The sequence below is a fragment of the Shinella sp. genome (assembly GCF_035998705.1).
In the GTDB taxonomy this organism is placed as follows: domain Bacteria; phylum Pseudomonadota; class Alphaproteobacteria; order Rhizobiales; family Rhizobiaceae; genus Shinella.
This window is the reverse complement of sequence record NZ_DASYHH010000016.1, coordinates 1-22,941: the sequence shown is the minus strand read 5'-3', so window position 1 is coordinate 22,941 and position 22,941 is coordinate 1. Positions and strand designations below refer to the sequence as shown.

Below are 22,941 nucleotides of genomic sequence, written 5' to 3'. Positions count from 1 at the left end.
GGAATTAGTTGGCGACGATGTTGCCCTGGTAGTCGAGCGCGACAGTGACGGACTTGCCGTCCTTCATCGCCTTGCCCTGCCACACGCCCTTGTCGTCGAGGGTGAGGCCCGTGACGTCCGCATATCCGCCTTCGATGATGCGTTCCTTCGCCTGTTCCTCGGTGAAGCTGTTTGCACCCTCGACCGGGGCCGTCGCATTCTTGCTATCCGGCGTGGCAACCGCGGGCGTGTCGCCATCGGTCGTCGGGGTTGTGGTCTGAGCGAAGGCGCCAAAGGTCGACGCGCCCACAAGCGCTGCGGCTAGAAGAAGTTTTTTCATGATTTTTTCCTCGTTGGAACCTGAGAGCAGGCCCACTAGAAACACCCGATCACGGACATGGTTCCGCGGATCGCGAATAGAAAATGTTAAAAAAAGGTTTTCACGCGCATGGAACATCAGCCGATTCAAACAGTTGAAGGGATCACGCTGCGCGCATTCGCTCGCACACTACTGGAGGTCTTCAAAATGGGTCGTGGTATTCTTCTCTGGCTTCTTGGCATTCCGCTGCCGATCGTCATCCTGCTCGTTCTCTTCCTGCGATAGGGGGCGGATATGGCACTTTATACATCGGGCGTCTCCGACGTCGGCGTCGAATCCAGCACACCGGCCTTGGCCTGGGGTCCCGTCATCGGCGGGTCGGTCGCGGCATCGGCCACGACGATCATTCTGCTTCTTCTCGGCTCCGGCGTCGGCCTGACGATGGTTTCGCCTTGGGCTGGAGAAAGCGCGTCCTTCACCACGGTCAGTGTCACGGCCGCGATCTGGTTTGTCGTGGTGCAATGGCTGGCGTCGGCATTTGGCGGTTATCTCACCGGTCGCCTGCGCACCAAGTGGGTTGGTGTCCACACGGACGAGGTCTTCTTCCGCGATACCGCCCACGGCTTCCTGAGCTGGGCGCTGGCGACGGTCGTCGTCATGGGTCTGGCCGGCTCCGCCTTCACGTCGCTGGCGGGCACGGGTGTGCAGGCCGTCTCGACGGCTGCGGTGACGGCAACCGCGACGGGCGCGGCCGCTGCGGCAAACAGCGATGCGACGACACCGGATGCAGCGACCGGATACTTCACGGACCTGCTGCTCCGCCCGCAGGATCTGACCACCCGGGCGCAGGCCGACGACGCGTCCGCAACGGCCGAAGTTTCCCGCATCCTGATGCGCGGCGCGGTCAGCGATGGCGTTCCGGAAGCCGACCGGGCCTATATTGCCGCCATCGTTGCGTCACGCGCCGGCGTGACGCCGGAGGAAGCAAGGGCACGCGTGGACCAGACGCTGCAGCAGATCGAGGATGCGAAGAACGCCGCCCTGAAGGCTGCCGACGACGCACGAAAGGCGGGTGCGACGACAGCGATGCTGGGCGCCCTATCCCTCCTTGTCGGCGCGTTCATCGCCTCTGCCGCCGCCGCCCTTGGCGGACGCCAGCGCGACGACGAACAAGCTGCCTTCGAACGCTAGGCGTTTCAAAAAGGCATCCTAACGATCAGGCGCGGCAAGTTCGCGCCTGATCCGTTCGTGAAGCCACCCCATCCACTTGCTGCGAGGTGAAACATGCGAACCGAACACGGACATTGTTTCTGCGGGGCGATCGCGGCGACATTTACGGGCGATCCGTTCTGGATATGCTTCGACCATGACGACGATTGCCGCCGGGCGATCGGCGGCCCGATGACCATATGGATCGGCTACAGCCATGATCAGGTGACGTTCTCGCGGGGCCAGCCGCAGACATTCTCGAAAACGCGCGGTGTGGTGAGGCAATTCTGCGGCAAGTGCGGCACGTCGATCGCCTATACGGATGAAGGGCTTCCCGGTGAAATCTATGTTTGCATCGGTTTCATGGACGCTCCCGAACGTTTCCCGCCCCAAGCGCACGGCTTCTGGCGCCAACGCCTCCCGTTCATCAAAATGGATGACGGCCTGGCCAGGGTCGACGCCTATACGCGCCGCCGGACGGCGCCGCTTGGGCGGCCGGACCTATGAAAGAACCATTGTCACGGGCCAGGCGGGAAGGCCGGCCGTGGAATGCTGGCTGGTAAACGGCACCGGCCATGCCCGGTCCGGCGGCAAGGCCGATGGCTCCTATACGGATCCCCGCGGACCGGACGCTGCCGCCGAGATGGTTCTGTTCTTCCTCGATCTGCGGGGATGAGCCACGGCGAGAGACAGCGAGCCGCGCTTCTTCTGTTCAGGCAGGAGCGTAGGTTAGCCTGATCACATCCTCACCAATGCGATCACTCGTCATAAGGCGGAGCGGCGGCCGGGGGCCGGCGAAATACGGCGTGCCGCGGCCGAGCACGACCGGGTGCAGGTAGATTCGGTACTCGTCGATCAAGCCAAGGTCTGTGAGGCTTCGCGCCAGGTCCGGGCCTGCAACTTCGATCTCCCCGTCGCGTTCGGCCTTCAATTTGTGGACCGCTCCTTCGAGATCACCCTCGACAAGCGCGGCGTTGGGACCAACCGCCGTCAACGAGCGCGAGACGACCCATTTCGGCTGCTTCCGCCACGCCGCCGCAAAGGCCCGTCTATCTGCATCCCATTCAGGATGGTCTTCGTCCCAGTAACGCATGATCTCGTATATTCGGCGACCGTACAGACTGCCCGCCTGCCGCTCGGCCTCCTTGATGAAGTGGCGAAAGAGCGTAGGACTTGGCGCGAACTCCGTATGATCCACATAGCCGTCCAGGGACTGGTTCATTCCGAACACGAGCTTGGCCATACCCACTTCCTCTCCTCAGCGGCGCATCCGTGTCACAAGCTAAATTGACTGGTTTTATATTGCAATTGGTTTTGGCATGCGCATGGGTTGTGCAAAGTTTGGGTTGACCGCCTTCGATGGCGAGGCGACACTTCAATCCGAGGCAAGGCAGGAGGAAAATCGATGGATGAACCAGAACGGTGGCGTCACATGGCAAGCGCACCGAGGGACGGTAGCCGGATCCTCATCACAGTCCGCTCATCCGAACAGGGGCCGGCGGAAGTCGACGTCGCCTACTGGTCGAATGGCGATCGGTTCGGCGCAGAAGGCTGGCGCGCCTCCGATTCCTCGCCCGGCGCCATCATTGAATATGCCGAACCGGAGCTGAAGTGTTGGATGCCGATGCCGTCGGCCAGTCTCAACCGCGCCGCCGTGCCCTCGCCCTGGGAAGGCGACGATGCACAGCAGCTTGACGGGTCGGGGATATAGCGGACCCGTTTCGCCATGTGGCAAGGATCCGGTCGCTAGACAGCAGCGCTATTTTCCCGGCCCGCCGGTTCGTCCTGCGGAACCATGATGATCTGCTTCAGCATCGCCTCGACAGCCTCCATGGTCTTGTCTTCCTGGGCATTCGCACGCAGGATTTTTGCCCGCAAAGCGCTTCCGTCGAAGGTCAGCATCATGAGATGCGCGAACGCCTTGAGATCGGGATGTCCATGATGGTAGCCGCCGATTGATTGGACGACGATGTCTTCTATCCTTTCCTCCGCCCAGGCCAGCAGGTCGGGGCGATATTTGTCCTTCGGCTTCACCGCCGCCAGAGCCTCCATCAGAGCGGCCGTATAACCGGTCTTGTCGTCGGCAATATCCCGCAATATTCCCTGCACCAGCGCGTTGATCTTCTTTTGCCGCGTCGATTGTTTGCTGACCGTCCGCTCCAGCACCGCGAACTGTGTCTTGAACCAAGGTTCGTAGATGGTGAAATAGATCTGCAACTTGGATTCGAAATAGACGTAGACGTTCGAGGGCGCGATGCCCGCACCCTTGGCAATCCGGCCGATCGTCGTATCCAGGTAACCGTTGGCCGAAATTTCCTTTGCCGCCGAAGCCAGGATCGCTTCCCTGACGGCCTCGCTCTTCAAACGTACCAACGCCGCACCTCGCCACTCTTCCACAATCAAAACTTGCCAGCAGGCTCAACCCCGCGCCTGCCCCTGAGATAACGCAATTCAAAAACGAATGCCATTCGGTATTGACAAGCGCGCCGACTTTCTTTTCATTACCGAACAGCATTCGCTTATCAGATATCAAGTGCGGGATAACCGCCACGGCGAGGCTGCGGAGGATTGAGAAAATAACGGAAGGCTTTGCGGCTGATCAGGCAGACATGCCGTCGGCGTGAGCCCGCATGTGATCTTCCTGGAGAAGGGCCGGACGGAAAACCGACCGGTTTGGGAACGTAAAAAATCAAGGGGAACGACGATGACATTGCTGCGGAAGCTGAAGTCCATCATAACCGCCGGGGCGATCCTTGCGGCCGGCGCGGTGCAGGCCGAAGAACCGGTTCGCATCGGCTATTCCATGTCGCTGACCGGCCTTTTCGCCCAGGCGGCACCCTCGCAGGTCAACGCCTACGAACTCTGGAAGGACCAGGTCAATGCCGCCGGCGGCCTCGATGTCGGCGGCACGAAGCGGCCCGTCGAATTCGTCACCTATGACGACCAGTCCAATCCGGCCAATGCCGTGCGCATCTATGAAAAACTGATCACCGAGGACAAGGTCGACCTGCTGGCGGCACCATGGAGCACGCCCATCCACCTGGCGCTGGCGCCGATCCTCAGCCGCCACAAGTTCCCGATGGTCGGCAATACAGCCGCGTCGGTGCAGTTGCGCGAGGTCGCGCCGGGTTACATCTGGTTCCCGACGGCCGTCATCCCCGACAAGGTCGGCGAAGAACTGGCGGCCTTCATGAAGAACAAGGGCGTCACATCGGCGGCGATCCTGTCCAACGTCCTGCCGCTGTCGCAGGAAATCAAGAGCTTCCTGGTGCCGGCACTGGAAAAGCAGGCCGTCACGGTCGCCGTCAACGAAAACTATCCGCCCGACATCAAGGACCTGACGACGCTCTTGACGCAGGTCAACGATTCCGGCGCCGATGCCGTGATCATGCTGAGCTATCCGGCGGACTCTTTCCTCTTCGCCGCGCAAGCCAAGGAACTCGGCGTCAAGGCGCCGTTCGTGCTGTCGCTGATCGGCGCCACCTTCGGCTCCTACCAGCAGGCGCTGGGCGATAGCGTCAACAACATCGTCACCGTTGGCCACTGGTCGCCGAACCAGGCCGCCTGGCCGAAGGCGAAACCGTTCTTCGACGCCTACAAGGCCAAGTACAACGAGGCCCCCGACGCGCTCGACAGCGCTCTCGCCTACATGTCGATGGAGATCCTCCAGCAGGCCGTCGCCAAGGCCGGCCTGGACAAGGAAAAGATCCGCGAAGCGGTGTCGACCATGACCTTCGACACGATCAACGGTCCGGTCAAGTTCGAGGGCGTTCAGAACGCCCTGACCCCGACATCCCTCCTCCAGATCCAGGATGGCAGCCTGGAACTGGTCTGGCCGGAGGCGATCAAGACCAAGGACTTCCGCCCGAAGACCGGGTGGTAAAAGCAGCAGCACCGGTCGGCGCCTGCTGACCGGCCGTTCCCCCGTCGGTGAACCGAACCGCTGGAGTTCTTACATTGTCAGCCCAATTGTTGTTTGCAGCGCTGGTTGCAGGCTCGCTCTATGCGCTTGTCGCTCTCGGCCTCAACCTCGTCTACGGCACCCTGCGCCTGTTGAATATCGCGCATGGCGACCTGGTGATGATCGGCGCCTATGTCGCCTTCTGGATGTTGTCGCTTCTCGGCATGCCGCCGGTCTTTTCGCTGTTTGCGGCCGCCGCGCTGTGCGGCGGCTTCGGCTGGTTGATCTATGTCGGCATCTTCCGCAAGCTGCTCGCGACGCCGGCGCTGGCACGCCGGCTGGAGGCCAATTCCCTCATCCTGTTCTATGGCGTGTCCGTCATCCTGCAGAACGGCGTCTCGCTTGCCTTCACCTCGACGGCGCGCGGCTACCAGTATCTCAACGAGGTGCATCGTTTCGCCGGCGTGGCTGCGAGCGGCAATCGGTTGATGCTGTTCGGCGTGGCGCTGGTGCTTTGCCTCGGCATGCTGCTGTTCCTGCGCTTCCACCTGTTCGGCTGGAGCCTGCGTGCCGTCATCGAGCGGCGGGATGCCGCGGCCGTGGTCGGCGTCGATGTCGATCGCGTGCAGATGGTGACCATCTGCACCGGGTTCGCCATCGCGGGGGTGGCGGGCGTGCTGGTCAGCATGACGGAGCAGATCACCCCGTTCATGGGCTTTCCGTTCACCATCGCCGCCTTCGTCGTCATCGTGCTCGGCGGCCTCGGCAACATCTTTGCCGGCATCGTCGCGGGTTTCGCGCTCGGCTTCATCGAGACCTTCGGCATTGCTATGACCTCGGCGACCTACCGCTCCATCCTGATCTACGGGCTGTTCGTCGGCGTGCTGCTGCTGCGCCCGCAAGGCCTTTTCGGAAAGGCGATCCAGACCCGATGAACAGGCTCAATTTCGATATTATCGGCGGCCTCGCGCTCGTCATTGCCGGTCTGGCGCTCCCCCTTGCCGGCATGGACTACGTGGTCGGCATCGCCTTCAACCTCGCCATGTGGGTGGCGCTGGTGCAGAGCTGGTCGATCCTGTCGGCGATGACCGGCTACGTTTCGCTGGGACATGTCGTCTTCTGCGGCATCGGCTCCTATGTCTTCATCCTGACCAACGGCATGCTGCCCCTGCCCGTCGCCCTCGCCTGCGCCGGCATTGCCGCCGGCGTGGCCGCGCTGGTGATCGGCCTGCCCGTGCTGCGGGTGCGCGGCCCCTATTTCGTCATCCTCACCTTCGGCCTCGCCGAGCTTGCCAAGAACGTCATCGTGCAGATCGAGACGAGCCTCGGGCAGTTCAGCCGCCTGATCTTCGACGCACCGGCGCTCGAAACGCTCTACTACATCATGCTGGGCCTCGCCGTCATCGCCACTGGCGCGGCCGTTTTCATCCGGCATTCCAAGCTCGGCCGCGGCCTGATCGCCATCCGTGAAAACGAGGAGGCAGCCGAGGCGATCGGCGTTCCGGTGGCCCGGCTGAAGCTGACCGCCTTCGTCGCGGCGGCGATCATTCCGGGCATCGTCGGCGGCGTGCTCCTGCTGCGCACCAGCTATTTCGAGGCGGCCCAGGCCTTCGATCCGGTGGTCTCCTTCAGCATCGTCACCATGGCGATCGTCGGCGGCATGGGTACCGTGCGCGGACCGATCCTCGGTTCGTTCGCCTTCGTGCTGCTCTCCGAGCTTCTATGGGCACGCTTCCCGCAGCTCTACATGATCATCCTCGGCTTGCTTCTCATCCTGTTCATCCTGTTCCTGCCGCGCGGTCTCTCCGGCCTCTTCGAACGCAAGAAGGCACGCGCATGACGATCCTCGATGTCCAGGCCATCTCCAAGAGTTTCGGCGGTTTGAAGGCGCTGACCAACGTTTCGTTTTCCGTCGAGGAAGGCTCGATCTTCGGCCTGATGGGCGCCAACGGCGCCGGCAAGACGACATTGTTCGCCGTGATCGCCGGACAGATCAAGCCGAGCAGCGGCAGCGTCTCGTTCCGCAACCGCACCATCACCGGGAAACGGCCGGACCAGATCTGCCGGCTCGGCATCAGCCGGACGTTCCAGATCGTCCGGCCCTTCGCCGGCATCTCGGTGCTCGACAACGTCGTGGTTTCCGCGCTCTACGGCGCCGCTGCCAGCAGCAGCCATGCGGAGGCAAGGGAAGCGGGTCTTGCGGCACTGGAAGCCGTCGGCCTTGCCGCCTCGTCCGAAAAGATGGCCGGCGAGCTGACGCTCTCGGGGCAGAAGCGGCTCGAAATCGCCCGCGCCCTCGCAACCGGCGCGGAAATGCTGCTGCTCGACGAGGTGATGGCCGGCCTGACGCCGACCGAAGTCGAGGAGATGATCGAGACCCTGTCGGAGCTGCGGCGTGCCCGCAACCTGACCATCATGCTCGTCGAACACGTCATGGGTGCACTGATGCAGCTCTCCGACCGCATCCTGGCGCTCGACCACGGCGTTCCCATCGCGATCGGCCCGCCGGCCGAGATCGCCGCCAACCCGGATGTCTTGAAGGTGTATTTCGGATGAGCGGCGCAACGGAACCCTTGATGACCGTCAGCGGTCTTTCATCCGGCTACGGCCCGGTGACCATTCTGCGCGATATCGGCATCGCCGTCGCGCCGGGCTCGGTGACGGCGCTCGTCGGCGCCAACGGTGCCGGCAAGACGACGCTGATGAAGGCGATCGCCGGGCTGCTGCCGGCCTGGGCCGGCACGATCCGCTTCGACGGGCAGGACATCACGACGGTGCCGACACACCAGCGGGTCGACCGCGGCATCGTGCTGGTGCCGGAAGGCCGCATGGTCTTTACCCTTCTGTCGGTCGAACAGAACCTGCGCCTCGGCGCCATCGCTCCGCGGGCAAGGGACGGGATCGGCGAACGACTGGAGGCGATGTTCAGGCGCTTCCCGCGGCTGGAGGAGCGCCGACGGCAACTGGCCGGCAGCATGTCGGGCGGCGAGCAGCAGATGCTGGCGATCGGCCGCGGGCTGATGGCGAAACCCCGCATCGTCCTGCTCGACGAACCGACGCTGGGGCTGGCGCCGATCATGGTCAAGCAGGTCTTCGCCGTGATCGAGGAGCTGAGGAAGGACGGCTACACGGTCCTCCTCTCCGAGCAGAACTCCCGCCTGGCGCTGGAAGCCGCCGACCACGGCTACATCATCGAAAACGGCCGCGTCCAGCTGTCCGGGCCGGGGCGCGAGCTCATCGACATGCCGGATGTCCGCCGGCTGTATCTCGGACGCTGACAGCCTGTTTTGAAACAATGAAAGGGAAATGGTGACGCAATGAAGACGATGACGATCAACGGCCACCCCATCACCTATGCCGAGTTCGGGGACGAAAAGGCGGAAACGCTGATCCTGCTCAGCGGCTGGGCGCAGGACGAGCGGCTGTTCAAGACGCTGGCGCCGGAACTAGCCAAGGATTTCCACGTGTTCTGCCCGAACTATCGCGGCCACGACGCCGAACAGACGCTGCACGGCGACTTCACCTCGGACGACCTGGTCGACGACATGGCTGAGTTCATCGACCGCCTCGACCCCGGCACCTTCCATCTGGTCTCGACCTCGCACGGCTGCTGGGTCAACATCGAGCTCTGCGATCGCTACAAGCTCGACCGCACCGTGGTCATCGACTGGCTGATGGAGCCGCATCCGGGCTTTTTCAAGCAGTTGCAGGACGGGCAGGATCCGGAGAACTACCAGGCCGGCCGCCAGAGCTTCTTCGACGAATGGGTGGCCGCCACCGACAATGCCGACGTCATCAACCACATCAGAACGGAAATGCCCTGGTTCAAGGGCGAGATGTGGATGCGGGCCTGCCGCGAAATCGAAAAATCCTATCGCAAGTGGGGAAGCCCGCTGGAGCGGATGAAGGCGCTGAAGGACAAGCCGCAGATCATGCATGTCTATTCGCAGCCGCTGTCAGAGGAATATCGCCAGTTCCAGCGCAATTTCGCCAACGAACATCCGTGGTTCGAGCCGGTGCACATTCCGGGCCAAACCCATTTCCCGACGCTCGAAAGCCCGGTGCAGGTCGCTGCGGCAATCCGCGATTTCTACAAGCGATAACAGGAGCATGTCATGTCGGGGAAATTCAGGGCGATCATCGCGGGCGGCGGCTTCGGAGGGTTGACGGCGGCAACCGCGCTGGCGCAGAGGGGCTGGTCGGTGACCATCTACGAACGCCAGCCTGAGCTGCGCGCCGCAGGCGCCGGCATCTACATCTGGGAAAACGGCCTCCGGATCCTCGAAGCGCTCGGCGCGGACGTCGTCACCAAGGACTCGTTTCGCGGCCTGGCGATGGAGCAGCGCGGCCATAACGACGGCGTGCTCGATCCCGGCGATTTTCCGCCCTCCGTCCGCCTTATCACCGTTACCCGAAAGGATCTGCTCGCCGGGCTGCGCGCCGCTGCCGAAAAGGCCGGGGTCGAAATCCGCACGAGCGCCGAGGTGATCGGCGCCGGCAGCGAAGGCGACCTGCATTTCACTGGTGCGCATTCGGAAAAGGCGGATCTGGCGATCGGCGCGGACGGCGTGTGGTCGATGGTCCGCCGCTCGCTGGGGCTGGAGCTTTTTCATCAGCAGACCGACGAGGGCGCATTGCGCACCATCATCCCCGGCACGCCGGAGGACCTGGGGCCGGATGGCCAGGGCAAATATATCGAATGCTGGTCCGGCGAGCGGCGCTTTCTGATCACGCCCCTGAACGACCGGGAAATCTATCTGGCGCTGACCTGCCAGAAAACCGATCTTGCCGGCAAGAAGAGCCCGCTCGACAAGGACAGCTGGAAGACTTCCTTCCCGCGCTGGTCTCACCTGATCGATCGCACCGACCAGATGCTCGCCTGGGCGCCCTACAGCATCGTCAAGGTTCGTTCATGGTCTGCGGGCCGCACGGCCATCATCGGCGACGCCGCCCATGCGCAGCCGCCGAACCTCGGCCAGGGCGGCGGCATGGCGATGCAGAGCGCGCTCGCCCTCGCCGTGCATCTGGAAGGGATCGCGGACCGCCGCGACATTCCGGATCGCCTCGCCCAATGGGAGGCCAAGGAACGTCCGCTTGCCGAACATTGCCAGCGCTGGTCCTGCCTCTACGGCGAAGTCTCGATGCTGCCGGACGCGACGCGGGCAAAACTGGTCAGCAACGGCATGGCCGACGCCTGGGTGCGAAACGAGATACTCCGGGCGGCGCGCAGCATCCCGACGGGTACGGAAACATTGGGCTGACGAACGATTGGAGTGAGCGCCAAAAACCAAAAAGCCTGCCGCGGGAGGAGCGGCAGGCTTTTCGATAATAGATGAACAGCGACTGGGAGGAGGAGTGCCGCTGTTCCCTCAGGCGTCCCCTGGGAGGAGGAGTGGGGCGCCTGAAATCCGAAGCTCTGCGGGAGGAGGTGCATCGCTTCGTTGGATTGTTTATACAGTATTCCGCAGCGCGCGTTAGTGGCGCCGCCGCAGCACAGCTATGCGCCTGGCGCAAGCCTGCACGGTGATTGACCAAATAAGCATCATCGATCGCGCCGAAGGGTTCGTTGAAGCCGGCGTGACGGAAATGCCGATGATGGACGACGTCAGCATGATCGAGCCTCCGTCGTTTCTCGTGCCCGGGCCCGTCCATATCCCAATCTGCCATGTCGCGCGCCCATGAAAACAGACGGGCCGCGCCATCTTGCGATGCGCGGCCCGTCTGTTTGGCTGTTGTCCGGTCAGGCCGGGAGCTGGAAGTAGGCGTTTGCGGCGAGGACCACGGCGAGGCCGGCTGCGAGCGCCGCATAGGGCAGAATGCCGGCTTTCTTGACGCCAAGATCCTGGCCGACGAGGCCAAGGTCTTCCATGGCGCCTGCCGGGAATTTTCCGCCGTCGCGCACATAGTGGCGATAGGCAAAGACCGGCAGGATGAGGGCGGCGAAGATGAAGCCGACCCAGAGCGCGTTGGAGTAACCCCAGACCTTGGCGCCGGCGCCGAGGAACAGCGCGTTGACGAAGGCGAGAACGGTGTTGAGGCCGATCAGCCAGGTCGGCGCTTTCCAGGGGCGCGGAATGTGGCCGGAATCCATGCGGTGGATCCAGCCGGCATTGAGGTTGAGGAAGTTGAAGATGATGTAGCCGACATTGGAGACGGCCAGCACGAAGAAGTAGCCGGCCGCGTCGGAGGCGATCGCGAGCAGGATGAGGTTGAAGCCGAAATCGGTCCACATGGCGCGGGTCGGCGCGCCGTGTTCGTTGACGTGATCGAGGTACTTCGGCAGCCAGCCGTCCTTCGAGCCCTGATAGAGGGTGCGCGACGAGCCGGCCATTGCGGTCATGATGGCGAGGAACAGCGCCATGATCATCAGGAGAACGAGGATCTGCGTGACGATCTGGCCACCATGGACGAGGCTGGCCAGGGCTTCCGCGACGCCCGTGCCATCGACGATGCCGGGGGCGAGCATGCCCGCATGGCCAAGCACGCCCTGGAAGGTGAAGGGAATGAGGAAGAAGAACAGGCAGCAAAGAAGGCCGGAATAGAAGATCGCCTTGAACGTATCGGTTTTCGGGTTCTTCAGTTCGCGGGTGTAGCAGACGGCGGTTTCAAAGCCGTAGGTCGACCAGGCGGCGATATAGAGGCCGCCGAGGAACAGCGTCCAGCCGCCATTGCTCCACACACCATCGATGCCGGAATAACCGGCTGTCGGCGGTACGAGATTGGTGACGTTGGCGCTGTCGATCTGGCCGGAGAAGATCGGGTAGAGGCCGATGATCAGGAGCGGCAGCAGAACGACGATGGCGAGCCATTTCTGGACATTCGCCGTTCCCTGGATACCGCGATGCTGGATCGCGAAGATGATCAGCATCAGGATGCCGCCGATGACGAAGGTGGCGTTCAGGTTCGCCGTCGCAAGGAACGGAATGTCGAAGGTGACAAGCGACCAGTTGCGGATCGCCGGCGTCAGGGCCGCAACCGCGTCGGTCGACAACAGGGCGGTGATGGCGTCTTGCGGCGTTTTTCCGGCGTTGGCGGCCAGCCATTCGGCGACGCGCGGGCTTTCGGCCGTCAGCGTTGCCATATTGGCCGTGACCCATTCCAGGACGGCCGGCGATGTGGCGCCGGGAATGGGGAACAGGGCGTTGAGGATGTATCCCGCCGCGATGGCGCAGCCCAGCGACAGCACCGGCGACCAGGCGAACCAGTTGCACCACACCGATAGCGGCGCGATGAATTTCGAATAGCGCAACCAGGCAGTGGCGCCATAGATCGAAGCGCCACCCGATTTGTTGCCGAACATGCCCGCGATTTCGGCATAGGTGAAGGATTGCAGGAACCCCATCACCATGGAAATGATCCAGACGACGAAGGCGAGCTTGCCCGTCGTGCCTGCGATGCCGCCGATGGAAAACAGCACCAGCGGCGGTACGCCGGCGGCGACCCAGAATGCCCCTTTCCAGTCCAGCGCGCGGATCAGCCCCGTGCCTGGGGCAGCGGCCGATCCCTCGGTCTCAACGATAGATGCCATAAGCAGTCTCCTCGACCAGTTTGTCTTGAAGCGCGTTCCGCGCGTCCCCTTGAATGATGCTCACGCTGCGGTGTTTCGCCGGGTGGCGCCTGCGTTTTCGCAGTGTCACCACCTGTTCCCGTTTCCAAATTTCGCGACCGCAACTTATTCTCATAGTGAATTTTTTTTCTTCTGGGTCAAGTCTCTCTTTACTTTTCGGGGCCTCCCGTAGGATAGTTTTGCCATATTGCCGGTGCATAAGGCGGCCCTTTCAGGGCATCGAAACGACTGTGCACGGGGTGGGAGCTGAGATGGACACGTCCGGACGATTTGCAGGCATCCTGATGCCGCCCAGGCCGAGCACGATACTGCGGCCAGGAATCCCGACGCTACCGGCCGGCGTCGAGCGCTACCGCGTCAAGGGGCGTGGCACGACGGTGGTCAAGGTCGCTGCCGGCGATCGGGTCGTCATCACGGATGTCGAAGGCGGGCAGCTTTGTGAAGTAAGCTTCGTTGATGCCGGCGGCCGGTTCAACGCCGCGGGCCTCGGTACCTCCTTCTCGCGATCCGCCGACGGTTTTCTGGAGATTCTCGGGCGGGACGAGGACAGCGCGCGGCGGACGCTCGCCGCATTGAAACGGCGCAATGTCGACCCCGCTGGCGCGCAGGCATTGGTGCTGTTCGGTGAAAGCTCCTCGCCGGGCGCCTCGGCGGAGTTGACGATTGCGCTGGACGGCCTGCTCATCGTCGCGGCTCCGGCGCCACCGATGGACGCAGAAGCACAGAACACCGCGACCGCGCTCGACCTGCGGGTCGCCCGCTCCACGATCGAGCGCGCTTACGCGGACATGCTGCCGGAGCCGATGGCCGATCCGATACAGGATCTGCGCATTCAGGCGGCGCGCGCTTCGGCCTATTTCGTGCGGGCCGGCGAATTCATCCAGGTCATCGATGTTTCAGGCCGGCAGTGCACGGATTTCCAGGCTTTTTCGGCCCGCAAGGTCGACAACGGACTGGACCTGGCGCTCGATGCGACGGTGACGCGCACGCTTCTCGGGCGCAGCTACCCGATGCCGGGATTACCGTCGAAGGCGTTCGACCGGGATTTCGAGCCGCTGGTGGAAATCGTGCAGGATACGGTCGGACGCCATGATGCCTTCGCCACCGCCTGCAATTCGCGCTACTACGACGACATGGGATATCCGGGGCATGTCAACTGCACCGACAATTTCAACCATGCGCTGGCGCCCTACGGCATCGCGCCGCGCAAGGGCTGGGAAGCGCTCAACTATTTCTACAACACCAATGTCGACCATCATAACCAGCTCTATCTTGATGAACCCTGGTCGCGACCGGGCGATTATGTGCTGATGCGCGCGCTGACCGATCTCGTCTGCGTCTCGTCGTCCTGCCCGGACGATATCGATGCGGCGAACGGCTGGGATCCGACCGATATCCATGTCCGCACCTATTCGGACAGGGAGAAATTCTCGCGCGCCGTCGCCATCCGAATGACCCCCGATGCAGAGCCCGAAATGACCCAGGAAACCGCCTTCCATCCCCGCTTCTCAGGTCTGACCCGCAACCACGTGGAATATCGCGGCTACTGGCTGGCGAACCGCTTCAACAATGAAGGGCCGATCGAGGAATACTGGGCCTGCCGGGAAAACGCCGTGGTGATGGACCTGTCGCCGCTCAGGAAATTCGAGGTGACCGGGCCGGACGCGGAGGCGCTGCTGCAATATTGCGTCACCCGCGATATCCGCAAGCTGTCACCGGGACAAGTCGTCTACACGGCCATGTGCTACGAGAATGGCGGCATGATCGACGACGGCACGGTGTTCCGGCTGGGCCAGAACAATTTCCGCTGGATCGGCGGCGACGACGTCAGCGGCATCTGGCTGCGCGAGCAGGCGGAGAAGATGGGCTACAAGGCCTGGGTACGCTCCTCCACCGACCAGATGCACAACCTCGCCGTCCAGGGGCCGAACAGCCGCGAGATCATCAAGGAGATCATCTGGACAGCACCTTCGCAGCCGTCGATCGGCGAACTCGAATGGTTCCGCTTCGCCGTCGGCCGCATCGGTCACTTCGAAGGTGCGCCGGTCGTCGTTTCGCGCACCGGCTATACAGGCGAACTCGGCTACGAAATCTTCTGTCATCCGAAGGATGCACTTGCCGTGTTCGACGCTGTCTGGGAGGCCGGCCAGAAGCATGGGCTGAAGCCGATGGGACTGGAAGCGCTCGACATGGTGCGCATCGAGGCGGGGCTCGTCTTTGCCCATTATGACTTCTCCGACCAGACCGATCCGTTCGAAGCCGGCATCGGCTTCACCGTGCCGCTGAAGTCGAAGACCGAGGATTTCATCGGCCGCGAGGCGCTGATCAAGCGCAAGGAGAACCCGCGCTACAAGCTGGTCGGTCTTGACATCGATGCCAACGACGCCGTCGGGCATGGCGACACGGTGCATATCGGCCGGGCACAGGTCGGGGTCGTCACCAGTTCGACGCGTTCCCCCCTTCTGAAGAAGACGATCGCGCTGGCGCGGTTGGATGCCCTGCATTCGGAAATCGGCACCGACGTCGAGATCGGCAAGCTGGACGGCCAGCAGAAACGGCTGCCGGCGAAAATCGTGCCCTTTGCGCACTACGATCCGCAGAAGCTCAAGCCGCGGTCATAGCGTCTAGAGTTTCAGAAGGCGCACGCTCCTTGCAGGTACGACTGCGAGGATGAGGATGCAATCTGTCGCCTCCTCGTAGAGAATGATGTGGCTCTGATGTGTGTGCCGCCGTACATGCTCGCCGATCGATGGGACAAGCCTTCCCATCTGTGGACGCGACGCTATCAACTGAAAACAGCGTACCAGTTCATCCTTGTAGCGATTGGCCTGGGCGAGGCCAAACATCTCGATGCCATCGAGAAACAGGGTAAGCAGGTCATCTTCGGCACGCTCGGTCAGCGTGTAGCTAATCACGCACGACGCCCCTTGCCCTGGCAAGGCGCTCTGCATTCTCGAAAATCTCATCGACGCTTTGCTTGCCAGGCCCACTCGACCGGGATTCCAAAACGATCTGGCGCAAGTCTTCGATCGTCAGTTCCTGATCTCTGCGAGACCGATCGCGGCGCACGAGATCGCGCACATAGTCGCTGGTACTCGCGTACTCGCCCTTGCTGATCTGGGCCTCGATCCACTCCTTCATGGGATCAGGCAGGGATATGGTCATGGTCGCCATGCGGAACACTCCTTTTGGGCATCCTAGCATGAATAAGAATAAATCACAAAAACGCTTATTGTGAGCTGCGCGACCCATCGCGTTGCTCTCAAGAGCGGAGAGCTTCAGCCCGACTTGCCCTGTGCCGTCGCGATCTGCCTTGCGACCGCCTCGGAATCATTGGCAAGGGCGCGCATTTCCGAGGCGAGGACGGCGAAGCCGGCACCGGCCGTGCCGGCCCGCGCCGCCTCGATGCCGGCGTTGACGGCGAGCAGTTTCAGGTAGCGCAGGGAATGCAGGATTTCGGCGGTGCGCGAGGCGGTCGCGCGCATGTCGGCGGTCTGTTCGTCGATGCGCTGGTAGAGGGATTCGATGTTGACGATGCTGCCTTCGAGATAGAGGAGGTCACCGTTCGCATCCCAGACGCCACCGCCGGTTTCCGTGACCCAGAGATAGTGACCCCCGTTGTGGCGGATGCGGTATTCGAGCGTCCAGTCGGTGTGACTTTCCAGCGCCTTGCCGACCACCTCGTCCATGGCAGGCACGTCCTCCTCGCACATGATAGAGGTGAAGGTGCGCACGCGATTGCCGACGATCTCGTCGGTTGGATAGCCGAAGATCCGCTGGATTCCGTCGGTCATCTCCAGCATTGTATAATGCTCGTCCGCCCGGCACCGGTAGAGAAAACCATTCATGCGACCGAGAACGCTGCTCAGAAAGTCCATGGGATGATATTCCGTTGTTTTAAATTATGAGCCGAAGACCATTGAAATGGTCTTCGGCTCTGTCGTCGTCGAACGCGCGATCAATTCTTCAGATAGACCTCGAGCGTATCGTCCATAGCCTCCAGCCAGGGCGTATGGTGCTTGGGGGCCAAGGTGCCGGTCATCAGCGACTTGTAGGCGTTGTCGCGGAAGCCCATGATGTTTTCGGCCTTGTGATGCTCCCATTCCATGAAGGTCTTGTTGGTGCCCTCGACGTCGAACTTCGGATAATCGGTGTGCTCCAGAAGCTCGATGACATAGTCGCCCTGGAACCAGATCATCTGCTCGGCATCCTCCAGCGTTTCCTCGCGGGCACGCCATGTGTCGAAATGGGCCTTCATCTCCTCCTTCGAGGGCAGATCGATGCGGCCCATGATGACGTCGCGGGCGTACCAGGCCTGGGCGTCGAACATGTTGAACGTATAGAACTGGTCCTGCATGCCGATATACATCAGCTGCGGATTGTCCTCATAGACGACGCCCTTGTAGAGGTTGTCGGACCAAAGCCGGTTGGCCGTCTTCAGGCGCAGGTCATCCGGCAGGAACGGGAAATGGTGGAGGTAGCCGGTGCACAGGATCAGGGCATCGACCTCCTTGGTCGATCCGTCGGCGAAATGGGCCGTCTTGTTGACGAGCTTCTGCAACAGCGGTCGCTCCTCGAAGCGCTCCGGCCATTTGAAGCCCATCGGCTTGGAGCGGTAGCTCGTGGTCACCGATTTCGCGCCGTATTTCCAGCATTGCGAACCGATGTCTTCTGCCGAATAGCTGCGGCCGACGATCAGCACGTCCTTGTCCTTGAACTCCAGCGCATCGCGGAAATCGTGGGCATGCAGCACGCGACCGCCAAAAGTCTTCACGCCCTCGAAATAGGGGACGTGCGGGGTCGAGAAATGGCCGGAAGCGACGACGACATAGTCGAATTCCTCGTCATACATCCGGTCCTCGACGCGGTTATGCGCCGTCACCGTGAATTTCTTCGTCGCCTCGTCGAACCGCACCATGCGAACCGGGGTGGAGAAGCGCACCCATTTGCGCACGTCGGCCTTTTCGACGCGGCCCTTGATATAGTCCCACAGCACGGCGCGGGGCGGATAGGAGCCGATCGGCTTGCCGAAATGTTCCTCGAAGGAATAGTCGGCGAACTCCAGGCACTCCTTGGGGCCGTTCGACCAGAGATAGCGGTACATGCTGCCATGGACCGGCTCGCCATATTCATCGAGCCCGGTGCGCCAGGTGTAGTTCCACAGACCGCCCCAGTCGGCCTGCTTTTCGAAGCAGACAACTTCGGGGATGTCCGCACCCTTCTGGGCGGCGGACTGGAAGGCTCTCAATTGTGCAAGGCCCGATGGCCCTGCGCCGATCACGGCTACTCTGGTCATATGTGTCTGTTCCCTTTTATGTCGTTGTAGGCTTTGTGAAGACCGTCAATCCGGATGGATTCCTGCACTTGTCGGCGCCCCGTCGTCATACTGCGCCAACCAGTCGATCATGATCGGGCGGTTGCGGGTCAGGCCCTTGTAGTCGACGATCTCCGGCGGCAGGCTTTTCAGCACGCGCGGCAGGCGGCGGCCCCATTTGGGCACGGTCACCAGTTCGTTCAGGCTGATCAGGTAGCAGCGAATGACGAAGAGGATGGCGTTGGAGCGCGGCAGGCGCCAGAGGCTCTGCAACTCGACGCGAAGGTGCATCTTGTCGCCGACATTCTCCGGCGTCACCGTCGTGCGGTCCGGCCCCCATTTGTGATAGTTCTCCGGCGAGGTATCGAGCCGCGGATTGACCGTCATCGTCCAGTTGAGGCGCCGCGTCGGCTTGCCCTGTTGCAGGTTGAGCAGGAATTTCAGCGCCCGGTCGAACACACCGATCTGGTGGGCGAGCGGCACGGGACCGTGCCATTCCATAAAATTCATGCCGATGTCGAAATCCAGCGACCAGTCGGCTTGGGTGGTGACCATACCGGCATCCATCCAGAGATTGTTGTCGCGCTGATCGACGATGCAGAAATCGCCCTGGGCCTGCCGGGTGATGTATTCCATCGGCGGATGGGGAAGTGTCGCCGGATCGCCGAAGGTGAAGGTGTCGTCGATGCCCATCGGCCGGTTGATCCAGCGCCAGCGATCACCGTCTTTCGTCAGCGTGAAATGCTCGGGGTAATCCTGCGCCTGGTGCTCCATCAACAGCTCCAGCACATCCCATTGCGCCGCCATCATATGCGGCAGCGCCTGGCAGCGCAGTGGATCCTCCTTCAGCACCATCGCCCGGTCCTGCATCTCGGCGACGTAGTGCTCGTCGACATCGATCAGGTTTTCGAAAACGCTGTCCGCCCTGCCCCGCACATGCGGCTCCATGTTGACGGAGTACATGTATTCATCGCGGTCGAAGGGAAAAGGAAAGCGCTTGATGTTGTAGAGGCTGTTGCGGAAGGTGAAGTCGTCGCGGAACGTTTCGCTCCTGAACGTGATGGTCATCTGTCCGGTCCCCCTTAGAGCAATTCCAGCAAAAGTGCGAAGCGGTTTTGCGTCCGGAATTGCGTAAAAGCAAAAGATTAGAGTGTTTTCGCGTTTCGAAGAAAAGCGGAAATGCTCTAGGCTACAATTGAAGAACGAGTTGCTGGCCGCTGAACCGCGAAACGCAGATCATGACCTTCTTGCCGGACGCCTTTTCCTCGTCCGACAGGTAGATGTCGTTGTGCTGCAAAGTGCCGTCACAGGAGAGCACTTCCGTCTCGCATTGGCCGCAGGCGCCGCCGCGGCACATATAGGGCGCATCGCAGCCATGGGCCTCGGCCGCTTCCAGGATGCTCTGGTGTTCGCCGACGGTCATGTGGATGTTGGATCGCTCCAGGTAGACCTGGAACGGTAGTCCGGCGGGCGGCGCAAGGAACCGTTCCGAATGCAGGTTTTCCTTCGGCCACCCGGCCTTCAGCGCCGTCATCAGCACGCCGTCGATCATGCCGGCCGGGCCGCAGACATAGAGATGCGTGCCGAGCGGCTGGTTGTCGGCTATCTCGGCGACGGGGATGAATGTCTTTTCCTCGTCGACATAGATTTTGATCCGCCGCGGGCCGTAGCGGTCGAGCAGTTGCTGCCAGTAGGCGCCGTGCGAGCGCGAGCGGATGGCGTAGTGCAGTTCGAACGCGATGGTGTCGCGGCTGAACTGTTCCATCATGGCGATGAACGGCGTGATGCCGATACCGCCGGCAATCAGGATATGCTTGCGGCCGCGATGGTCCGGCGCGAAGAGATTGACCGGCTGGCTGACGGTCAGTTGATCGCCGGGCCTCACCTGTTCGTGCATGAAGATCGAGCCGCCGCGGGAATTGGGAACCCGGAGCACGCTGATTTGATAGGCGCTGTTGTCGTCGGGACTGGACATCAGCGAATAGGGGTTGCGGCGCAGGAGACCATTGTCGTTCATCGAGACGACGACATGGGCGCCGCCGGAGAAGAACGGCATCGGATGGCCGTCCAGCCGCTCGAAGCGGAAGCGTTTGACCAGATCGGTCACCTGCGTCACCGCCGCGACCCGGACAGGCATGTCGGTATTGAGGCTCACGGGAACATCTCCTCAGGGGCAGGCGCCGTACCCGGTTCTTCTGCATCGATATTGACACCCTGGAAGGCTCCGAGGCGCCTGGAGTAGTGGTCGCGCACCAGAAGCGGCAGCCCGCAATGGCTGCAGGCAAAGGGGCTGGTCGTCACATTGTCGGTGATACCCTTGCAATGCACGCATTGCACCCGACGCGCCGTCGAGCCGCGATGTTCGGTGTGGATCGAATGGTAGTCGATGCCAAACTCGATCGCCACCTGCATGATCTGGCCGATGAAGCCCTCGGTGCCGGCGATATAGAGCCGCGTTCCCATGCGCGCGAGATCGAGACAGGCGCGCAGGCGAAAGAGCAGCGGCTGAAGCGTCGGCGCCTGCCAGAAGACATCGGGCGAGAGCGCCGAAAGCGCAATGTCATAGGCCTTGGGGGCCGCGCCCGCCGCCAGATAGAGGATTTCCGACTTTGCCAGGAAGTCGTTGCCCTTGGCCCCGACCTGATCGATCAGCGCCTTGGCCCCTTCGCCCTCGAGGACGAAGAGGTGGCGTTTGGCATGGGGATCAATATCGAGCCCCTTATATTCCGGCCTGCTTTTGATCCCTTGTACGAGCATGCCGATATCCTCAGCCTTGCGCCGTCCGTTTCGTCTTCTTCGGATCGTCGAAGGTGATCGTGTGGGCGATGGCCGGTGCGTTGACGGTCTTGCCCCTCACCTCGAGCTTGGTGCCCTGCACGGCATAGGGAACGTCGACGCGCATGATCGCCATGGAGCGGTTGGTGAGCTTGGAATAGGACGGGCAGGTGATGACGCCGACCTTTTTGTCACCGGCCCAGACCTCGTCGCCGAGATCGGTCGGACCATCGGCCTCGACCAGCAGACCGAAGATCTTGAAGCGCTCCTTGCCCTTGAGGCGGGCATGTTCCTCGGCGCCGCGAAATCCGGTCTTGCCGGGGCTGACGGTGAAATCGAGGCCGAGTTCCCACAGGCTGTCGCCGGGCTGCTCATTGGCGAAGGGGTACATCTGCGAATTGTCGTAGGGGTAGAACAGCAGGTAGCTTTCGACGCGCAGCATGTCGAGAACGCTGAAGCAGACGGGGATGATGCCCATCGCCTTGCCTTCATCGACGATCCGGTCCCAGACCATGCCGGCATCCTGGCCGCGCACGAAGATTTCATAGCCGCGCTCGCCGGTATAGCCGGTGCGCGAGATCATCACCGGGGCGCCGAACAGCGTCGTCTGCATGTGGTGGAAATATTTGAGATCGCGGATGCCGGGCACGTATTTTTCGAGATAGTCGACGGCAAGCGGCCCCTGGAGCGACAGGTCGTGCAGGTCGTCATCGAACAGCACGGCGCAATTGCGGCCCTGTGCCTGCTTGACGATTTCCTCGAAGCCGGAGCCCGAGCCGTGCACCAGCATCCAGGAATTGGGACCGGTGCGGTAGACGATGCAATCGTCGGTGAAATGGCCGCGCTCGTTGAGCATGCAGGCATAGACCGACTTGCCGGGATAGACCTTCGTCATGTCGCGGGTGGTGATATATTCCAGGATGGCGATGGCATGCGGGCCGACGAGATGGACCTTTTTCAGGCCTGAGACATCCATGATGCCGGCCTTGGTGCGCACGGCGATGTGCTCTTCGTAGATGTCCTTGTCGTAGGTCCAGGCGGTTCCCATGCCGCTCCAGTCCTCGAGGTTCGATCCCAGTGCCCGATGCCGGTCTGCAAGGGCGGAAAAACGCCAGCTAAGACTCATATCCTCGTTCCCATTTTCTTTTGCGGAATATTTATTTCCTGAGTATACCGCCGCCGCTTAAACTCGCAAGAGTGTTAAATCGAGTATCGCCATCGCCACGCATGAACCATGGTGGTCCACGACCACAGGCGCTTCACCCCATGCGCTCGGAAGCGTAGGAGCCGGGGCTCGGCGGGAAGACGATGGTCTTGTTGCCGTTCATGAACACGCGGTGGTGGATATGCGCGTGCACCGCGCGGGCCAGAACCTGGCTCTCCACGTCGCGGCCGATCGAGACATAATCCTCCGCCGACTGCGCATGCGTGATGCGCGCCACGTCCTGCTCGATGATCGGACCTTCGTCGAGGTCTTCCGTGACGTAGTGCGCCGTCGCACCGATCAGCTTCACGCCGCGCTCGAAGGCCTGCTTGTAGGGGTTCGCCCCCTTGAAGGACGGCAGGAACGAGTGGTGGATGTTGATGATGCGGCCCGACATCTTCTTGCAGACGGCATCGGACAGGACCTGCATGTAGCGGGCGAGCACGATGAGCTCGGCGCCGGACTGCTCGACCACTTCCATCAGCCGGGCTTCAGCCTGCGGCTTGTTCTCCTTCGTCACCTTGATGTGGTAGAAGGGGATGTCGTGGTTGACGATGACCTTCTGGTAATCGAAGTGGTTGGAGACGACGCCGACGATGTCGATCGGCAGCGCGCCGATCTTCCAGCGGTAGAGCAGGTCGTTCAGGCAATGGCCGAAGCGCGACACCATGAG

At 62.1% G+C, this 22,941-nt stretch carries 27 protein-coding genes; 14 read left to right on the top strand and 13 right to left on the bottom strand.

What is annotated here, in order from left to right; genetic code table 11:
- Window positions 1-4: 4 nt before the first annotated feature.
- Window positions 5-319, bottom strand: a complete 315-nt coding sequence (locus tag VGN93_RS12590) for a PepSY domain-containing protein (RefSeq protein ID WP_319315044.1) — start codon at window positions 317-319, stop codon at window positions 5-7.
- Between the two features lie 108 nt (window positions 320-427).
- Between VGN93_RS12590 and VGN93_RS12585 the strand changes: the two genes are divergently transcribed.
- From VGN93_RS12585 to VGN93_RS12570, 4 genes are all read left to right on the top strand, one after another.
- On the top strand, window positions 428-583 hold the full coding sequence (locus VGN93_RS12585) for a hypothetical protein (RefSeq protein ID WP_319315042.1): 156 nt from the start codon (window positions 428-430) through the stop codon (window positions 581-583).
- A gap of 9 nt (window positions 584-592) precedes the next feature.
- Window positions 593-1,489 (top strand): hypothetical protein, encoded by an 897-nt coding sequence (locus tag VGN93_RS12580; protein WP_319315039.1) that lies wholly within the window; start codon window positions 593-595, stop codon window positions 1,487-1,489.
- Window positions 1,490-1,582: 93 nt separating this feature from the next.
- A complete protein-coding gene (locus VGN93_RS12575; protein ID WP_319315036.1) occupies window positions 1,583-2,014 on the top strand; it encodes a GFA family protein in 432 nt (143 codons plus the stop codon).
- 37 nt (window positions 2,015-2,051) lie between these two features.
- The gene (locus tag VGN93_RS12570) at window positions 2,052-2,183 is read left to right on the top strand and encodes a hypothetical protein (protein WP_319315033.1); all 132 of its coding nucleotides are present in this window, start codon (window positions 2,052-2,054) and stop codon (window positions 2,181-2,183) included.
- A gap of 36 nt (window positions 2,184-2,219) precedes the next feature.
- On the opposite strand, the gene VGN93_RS12565 is transcribed toward VGN93_RS12570, so the two are convergent.
- Window positions 2,220-2,750 carry a dihydrofolate reductase family protein gene (locus VGN93_RS12565; protein WP_327507751.1) on the bottom strand — a complete coding sequence of 177 codons (531 nt, stop codon included), beginning with the start codon at window positions 2,748-2,750 and terminating at the stop codon, window positions 2,220-2,222.
- 162 nt (window positions 2,751-2,912) lie between these two features.
- Here VGN93_RS12565 and VGN93_RS12560 point away from each other — a divergent pair, with 162 nt between their 5' ends.
- Window positions 2,913-3,218: a hypothetical protein gene (locus VGN93_RS12560; RefSeq protein WP_319315028.1), complete on the top strand. Its 306-nt coding sequence runs from the start codon at window positions 2,913-2,915 to the stop codon at window positions 3,216-3,218.
- Window positions 3,219-3,253: 35 nt separating this feature from the next.
- Here VGN93_RS12560 and VGN93_RS12555 read toward each other — a convergent pair whose 3' ends face one another.
- Window positions 3,254-3,904 carry a TetR/AcrR family transcriptional regulator gene (locus VGN93_RS12555; RefSeq protein ID WP_319315670.1) on the bottom strand — a complete coding sequence of 217 codons (651 nt, stop codon included), beginning with the start codon at window positions 3,902-3,904 and terminating at the stop codon, window positions 3,254-3,256.
- Between the two features lie 307 nt (window positions 3,905-4,211).
- Here VGN93_RS12555 and VGN93_RS12550 point away from each other — a divergent pair, with 307 nt between their 5' ends.
- The 8 genes from VGN93_RS12550 (at window position 4,212) to VGN93_RS12515 (ending at window position 11,090) form a co-directional block, all read left to right on the top strand.
- The gene (locus VGN93_RS12550) at window positions 4,212-5,390 is read left to right on the top strand and encodes an amino acid ABC transporter substrate-binding protein (protein ID WP_319315025.1); all 1,179 of its coding nucleotides are present in this window, start codon (window positions 4,212-4,214) and stop codon (window positions 5,388-5,390) included.
- Window positions 5,391-5,464: 74 nt separating this feature from the next.
- Window positions 5,465-6,343: a branched-chain amino acid ABC transporter permease gene (locus tag VGN93_RS12545; RefSeq protein WP_319315024.1), complete on the top strand. Its 879-nt coding sequence runs from the start codon at window positions 5,465-5,467 to the stop codon at window positions 6,341-6,343.
- Complete coding sequence (locus VGN93_RS12540; RefSeq protein ID WP_319315021.1) at window positions 6,340-7,248, top strand: branched-chain amino acid ABC transporter permease; 909 nt, start codon at window positions 6,340-6,342, stop codon at window positions 7,246-7,248. Before VGN93_RS12545 ends, VGN93_RS12540 begins: the two co-directional genes overlap by 4 nt.
- The gene (locus tag VGN93_RS12535; RefSeq protein WP_319315018.1) at window positions 7,245-7,964 is read left to right on the top strand and encodes an ABC transporter ATP-binding protein; all 720 of its coding nucleotides are present in this window, start codon (window positions 7,245-7,247) and stop codon (window positions 7,962-7,964) included. Before VGN93_RS12540 ends, VGN93_RS12535 begins: the two co-directional genes overlap by 4 nt.
- Window positions 7,965-7,981: 17 nt before the next feature.
- The gene (locus VGN93_RS12530) at window positions 7,982-8,686 is read left to right on the top strand and encodes an ABC transporter ATP-binding protein (protein ID WP_319315667.1); all 705 of its coding nucleotides are present in this window, start codon (window positions 7,982-7,984) and stop codon (window positions 8,684-8,686) included.
- A gap of 39 nt (window positions 8,687-8,725) precedes the next feature.
- On the top strand, window positions 8,726-9,511 hold the full coding sequence (locus VGN93_RS12525; RefSeq protein WP_319315015.1) for an alpha/beta hydrolase: 786 nt from the start codon (window positions 8,726-8,728) through the stop codon (window positions 9,509-9,511).
- A gap of 12 nt (window positions 9,512-9,523) precedes the next feature.
- Entirely contained in the window at window positions 9,524-10,669 is a 1,146-nt protein-coding gene (locus tag VGN93_RS12520; RefSeq protein ID WP_319315012.1) for an NAD(P)/FAD-dependent oxidoreductase, read from the top strand.
- Between the two features lie 238 nt (window positions 10,670-10,907).
- Window positions 10,908-11,090, top strand: a complete 183-nt coding sequence (locus tag VGN93_RS12515) for a hypothetical protein (protein WP_319315009.1) — start codon at window positions 10,908-10,910, stop codon at window positions 11,088-11,090.
- A 58-nt stretch (window positions 11,091-11,148) separates the two neighbouring features.
- On the opposite strand, the gene VGN93_RS12510 is transcribed toward VGN93_RS12515, so the two are convergent.
- A complete protein-coding gene (locus VGN93_RS12510; RefSeq protein ID WP_319315007.1) occupies window positions 11,149-12,936 on the bottom strand; it encodes an APC family permease in 1,788 nt (595 codons plus the stop codon).
- Window positions 12,937-13,226: 290 nt separating this feature from the next.
- On the opposite strand from VGN93_RS12510, the gene VGN93_RS12505 reads away from it, so the two are divergent.
- A complete protein-coding gene (locus VGN93_RS12505) occupies window positions 13,227-15,596 on the top strand; it encodes a DUF1989 domain-containing protein (RefSeq protein WP_414714088.1) in 2,370 nt (789 codons plus the stop codon).
- Between the two features lie 3 nt (window positions 15,597-15,599).
- On the opposite strand, the gene VGN93_RS12500 is transcribed toward VGN93_RS12505, so the two are convergent.
- The 9 genes from VGN93_RS12500 to VGN93_RS12460 form a co-directional block, all read right to left on the bottom strand.
- A complete protein-coding gene (locus tag VGN93_RS12500) occupies window positions 15,600-15,890 on the bottom strand; it encodes a type II toxin-antitoxin system RelE/ParE family toxin (RefSeq protein ID WP_327507750.1) in 291 nt (96 codons plus the stop codon).
- Entirely contained in the window at window positions 15,883-16,149 is a 267-nt protein-coding gene (locus VGN93_RS12495; protein WP_319315001.1) for a type II toxin-antitoxin system ParD family antitoxin, read from the bottom strand. The genes VGN93_RS12500 and VGN93_RS12495 overlap by 8 nt, the downstream gene beginning before the upstream one ends.
- A 104-nt stretch (window positions 16,150-16,253) precedes the next feature.
- A complete protein-coding gene (locus tag VGN93_RS12490) occupies window positions 16,254-16,853 on the bottom strand; it encodes a PAS domain-containing protein (RefSeq protein WP_319314998.1) in 600 nt (199 codons plus the stop codon).
- 80 nt (window positions 16,854-16,933) lie between these two features.
- On the bottom strand, window positions 16,934-18,271 hold the full coding sequence (locus VGN93_RS12485) for an NAD(P)/FAD-dependent oxidoreductase (protein ID WP_319314997.1): 1,338 nt from the start codon (window positions 18,269-18,271) through the stop codon (window positions 16,934-16,936).
- A gap of 45 nt (window positions 18,272-18,316) precedes the next feature.
- Entirely contained in the window at window positions 18,317-19,357 is a 1,041-nt protein-coding gene (locus VGN93_RS12480; protein ID WP_319314994.1) for a DUF3445 domain-containing protein, read from the bottom strand.
- 121 nt (window positions 19,358-19,478) lie between these two features.
- A complete protein-coding gene (locus VGN93_RS12475) occupies window positions 19,479-20,426 on the bottom strand; it encodes a PDR/VanB family oxidoreductase (protein ID WP_413818633.1) in 948 nt (315 codons plus the stop codon).
- A 14-nt stretch (window positions 20,427-20,440) separates the two neighbouring features.
- Window positions 20,441-21,046 (bottom strand): dimethylamine monooxygenase subunit DmmA family protein, encoded by a 606-nt coding sequence (locus VGN93_RS12470; protein ID WP_319314988.1) that lies wholly within the window; start codon window positions 21,044-21,046, stop codon window positions 20,441-20,443.
- A 10-nt stretch (window positions 21,047-21,056) separates the two neighbouring features.
- Window positions 21,057-22,190 carry an aminomethyltransferase family protein gene (locus tag VGN93_RS12465; RefSeq protein ID WP_319314985.1) on the bottom strand — a complete coding sequence of 378 codons (1,134 nt, stop codon included), beginning with the start codon at window positions 22,188-22,190 and terminating at the stop codon, window positions 21,057-21,059.
- Window positions 22,191-22,323: 133 nt separating this feature from the next.
- On the bottom strand, window positions 22,324-22,941 hold a 618-nt coding region (locus VGN93_RS12460), incomplete at its 5' end, for a formyltetrahydrofolate deformylase (protein WP_327507749.1).